The sequence below is a fragment of the uncultured Amphritea sp. genome (assembly GCF_937127095.1).
In the GTDB taxonomy this organism is placed as follows: domain Bacteria; phylum Pseudomonadota; class Gammaproteobacteria; order Pseudomonadales; family Balneatricaceae; genus Amphritea.
This window is the reverse complement of the sequence record NZ_CAKZLP010000027.1, coordinates 1-3,930: the sequence shown is the minus strand read 5'-3', so window position 1 is coordinate 3,930 and position 3,930 is coordinate 1. Positions and strand designations below refer to the sequence as shown.

General features: G+C 52.7%; 4 protein-coding genes. 3 read left to right on the top strand and 1 reads right to left on the bottom strand.

Annotation, left to right across the window (positions count from 1 at the left end):
- Both hemE and can read left to right on the top strand, forming a co-directional pair.
- Positions 1-996 (top strand): uroporphyrinogen decarboxylase (gene hemE / locus Q0499_RS06950; RefSeq protein ID WP_299197629.1); only part of this gene is annotated, 996 nt, incomplete at its 5' end.
- A 58-nt stretch (positions 997-1,054) separates the two neighbouring features.
- Positions 1,055-1,780 carry a carbonate dehydratase gene (can, locus tag Q0499_RS06945; protein WP_299197627.1) on the top strand — a complete coding sequence of 242 codons (726 nt, stop codon included), beginning with the start codon at positions 1,055-1,057 and terminating at the stop codon, positions 1,778-1,780.
- Positions 1,781-1,883: 103 nt separating this feature from the next.
- Here can and Q0499_RS06940 read toward each other — a convergent pair whose 3' ends face one another.
- The gene (locus Q0499_RS06940; protein WP_299197625.1) at positions 1,884-3,158 is read right to left on the bottom strand and encodes an aminotransferase class I/II-fold pyridoxal phosphate-dependent enzyme; all 1,275 of its coding nucleotides are present in this window, start codon (positions 3,156-3,158) and stop codon (positions 1,884-1,886) included.
- Between the two features lie 161 nt (positions 3,159-3,319).
- On the opposite strand from Q0499_RS06940, the gene Q0499_RS06935 reads away from it, so the two are divergent.
- On the top strand, positions 3,320-3,930 hold a 611-nt coding region (locus tag Q0499_RS06935; RefSeq protein WP_299197623.1), incomplete at its 3' end, for an ATPase domain-containing protein.

Sequence of the window (3,930 nt, the reverse complement as noted above, 5' to 3'; positions counted from 1 at the left end):
TGGATGATGCGTCAGGCGGGCCGTTATCTGCCTGAATATCGCGCCACCCGCGCCCAGGCAGGCGATTTCATGAGCCTGTGTAAAAATAAAGAGCTGGCTTGTGAAGTGACTATTCAGCCATTGGAACGCTACGATCTGGATGCAGCCATTCTGTTTTCCGATATTCTGACGATTCCGGATGCGATGGGACTGGGGCTGTACTTCGAAGTGGGAGAAGGGCCTAAGTTTAAGAAAATTATTCGTACCGAAGCGGATGTTGATGCGCTACCGGTGCCGGATTCAGCCAAAGATCTTGATTACGTGATGGATGCAGTCAAAACCATCCGTTCTGAGTTGAATGGCCGGGTGCCGCTGATCGGATTTTCCGGTAGCCCCTGGACGCTGGCAACCTATATGGTCGAAGGTGGTTCCAGTAAAGATTTCCGTCATATTAAAGAGATGCTGTACGCCACGCCGGAAGTGTTGCATCAGTTGCTGGATAAACTGGCGCAGTCCGTTACTGATTATCTGAATCAACAGATTCTCAGTGGTGCGCAGGCGGTACAGATCTTCGATACCTGGGGTGGTGCGCTGAGTGGCCCGATGTACCAGGAGTTCTCGCTGAAATATATGCAGAAGATCGCTAACGGTCTGATCCGCGAAAATGAAGGCCGTAAAGTTCCTCTGATCATGTTTACCAAAAACGGTGGTCAGTGGCTGGAAGCGATGGCGGAATCCGGTGCGGATGCGCTGGGTCTTGACTGGACCACCAATATTGATGATGCCCGTGCCCGGGTTGGCGACAAAGTGGCTCTGCAGGGCAATATGGACCCGTCCGTGTTATACGGTACACCGGAGCGTATTCGTGCTGAAGTGGCCGATATTCTGGCCCGTTATGGCAGCGGTCCGGGGCATGTGTTCAATTTGGGACACGGTATCCATCAGTTTGTCGATCCGGCGCAGCCGAAGATCTTCGTTGATGCGGTACATGAGCTCAGTGCTCAGTATCACGTTTAAACCTACCGTTTAAAAAGAGGGCTTTATTAAGCCCTCTTTTGCTATGTAACAGATAACCATGAAACGACTGACGCAACTTTTAGACAGTAATCGCAAGTGGGCGGAACAGATCAGCCAGGATGACCCACATTTTTTTGAAACACTGGCGCATCAGCAGGCTCCTGAGTATCTCTGGATCGGCTGCTCTGATAGCCGGGTCCCTGCGAATGAGATCGTTGGCATGTTGCCGGGCGAACTGTTTGTTCACCGTAATGTGTCTAATCTGGTCATTCATACTGATATGAACTGCCTTTCGGTGATCCAGTACGCAGTGCAGGTGCTGAAGGTTAAACACATTATGGTGGTGGGGCATTACGGTTGTGGCGGTGTTAAGGCTGCTCTGGAGAGCACTCCCCATGGTTTGATCGATAACTGGCTGCGACAGATTCGTAAGGTGAACCAGAAGCATCGTGAGCTGCTATCTGCCTGGGATCACTCCCATCAACAACTGGACCGACTGTGTGAGCTGAATGTCATTGAGCAGGCCTTTAATGTCTGTGAAACCACCATTGTTCAGGATGCCTGGTCCTGTGGTCAGGATCTGACCGTGCATGGCTGGATCTATGGTCTGAATGACGGGTTGGTAAACGATCTTGAGTTCAACGCCTCTGCCGATGATGAAGTAGAGGGGCAGTATGCCTTGGCGATCAGTAAGATCGAAACCCTGCGGCAACTGGCGAAAGCCTCAGAAAAGGGGCATAACGCGCGGACACTGTGGGATCGGGTGCGCAAAGTCTTTAAATAAGCTTTTAAATAAGTTTTTGTTAGTTTGATCAGATACTAAAAAGCCTCGCAGTTGCGAGGCTTTTTTATGCGGTGCTATTTTTCAGATCATTCAGGGCTTTAGCTTATTTAGCCGCTTGCAGTGCCTGATCCAGGTCCGCCAGCAGGTCGTCGATATGCTCGATACCGACCGACAGACGTACCATGTCTGCAGAAACACCGGCCGATTTCAGCTCTTCATCGTTCAGCTGGCGGTGGGTGGTTTCAGCGGGGATTGACGCCAGTGACTTACAGTCACCAATGTTAACCAGGCGGGTGAAAATATTCAGTGCATCGTAGAACTGACGGGTGCCTTCGCGTCCGCCTTTGATGCCGAAGCTGAGGATGCCGGATGCCTGACCCTGCATATACTTCTGCGCCAGGGCATAATCTTTATGACTTTCGAGGCCAGCATAGTTCACCCAGCTAACCTGATCGTGGCTTTCCAGATATTTGGCAACTTTGAGGGTGTTTTCACAGACCCGCTCCATGCGCAGGGAGAGGGTTTCGATACCCTGTAGCAAGAGAAAGGCATTCATTGGAGACAGTGCGGCTCCGGTGTTTCTCAGCGGCACAACCCGACAGCGGCCGATAAAGGCTGCAGGCCCAAAGGCTTCGGTGTACACCACGCCGTGGTAAGACACATCGGGGGTATTCAGAAGCGGGAACCGATCCGCGTGATCTGCCCAGGGGAACTTGCCAGAGTCGACAATGACGCCGCCGATAGAGTTACCATGGCCGCCGATATACTTGGTGGCAGCCTGTACCACGATGTCGGCACCGTGCTCAATCGGGCGCCACAGAGCCGGGCTGGCAACGGTGCTGTCAACGATCAGGGGCAAGCCATGTTTGTGTGCCAGTTCTGCCATGGTTTCAATATCAGCAATACCGCCGGAAGGGTTGCCGATTGATTCACAGTAGATGGCGCGGGTGCGGTCATCAATTTGTGCTTCCATCGCGGCAAAATCATCTTTATTGGCGAAACGCACCTCAATGCCCTGACGCGGGAAGGTGTGAGCAAACAGATTATAGGTGCCGCCATACAGCTCGCTGGTAGCGATGATGTTATCACCCACTTCAGCAATGGTTTGAATCGCATAGGTGATCGCCGCCATACCTGAAGCAACCGCCAGTGCCGCCACGCCACCCTCCATCGCCGCTACACGCTGCTCCAGCACGTCGGTGGTTGGGTTCATGATGCGGGTATAGATGTTGCCCGCGACCTTCAGATCAAACAGGTCAGCGCCGTGCTGCGCATTATCAAAGGCGTAAGAGGTGGTTTGGTAAATAGGCACTGCGACCGCTTTGGTTGTTTCTTCCGGGCTGTAACCACCGTGTATGGCAATTGTTTCCAATTTCATCTGAAGCTCCTCATGAACAGTGTGATACGTCTGTTTTTGATTTTGTTATCGATTACGTAGCGCATGATTGTAGCCTTTCAGCTGAATAAATAAAGTTCTCTTTGGTACAAGCGGGCAGAGGCTTCCGCTAGAATGCTCTGATTGATCCAAAGGAGAGTCTGATGGCCAAGGCAAAGAGTGCGTATGTCTGTAATGACTGCGGTGCAGATTATACAAAATGGCAGGGCCAGTGTGGTGCTTGTCATGCCTGGAATACGCTCACCGAGATACGCCTCAGCAGCGCTAAACCCGCTGCGGCCCGCGGCGCAAGGTTTGAAGGCTATGCTGGTGCTGGCAGTATGGCTAAGGTGCAGGATCTGTCAGAGGTTAATCTCGCTGATATGCCCCGCTTTGCGTCTGGTTCCGGAGAGATGGACCGGGTGCTGGGGGGCGGGCTGGTGCCCGGGTCGGCGATTCTGATCGGTGGGCATCCGGGCGCGGGTAAAAGTACTTTGCTGTTGCAGACCATGTGTCATCTGGCGCAGCAGATGCCAGCCCTCTATGTCACCGGCGAAGAATCACTGCAACAGGTTGCACTGCGGGCTCAGCGACTGGGGCTGACGACCAATAATCTGAAGATGCTATCCGAAACCAGTGTGGAGCAGATCTGTTCGATTGCAGAACAACTGAAGCCCAAAGTGTTGGTGGTGGATTCGATTCAGGTGATGCATGTCGATGATGTTCAGTCGGCACCCGGCAGTGTATCCCAGGTGCGTGAAGCCGCGGCTTATCT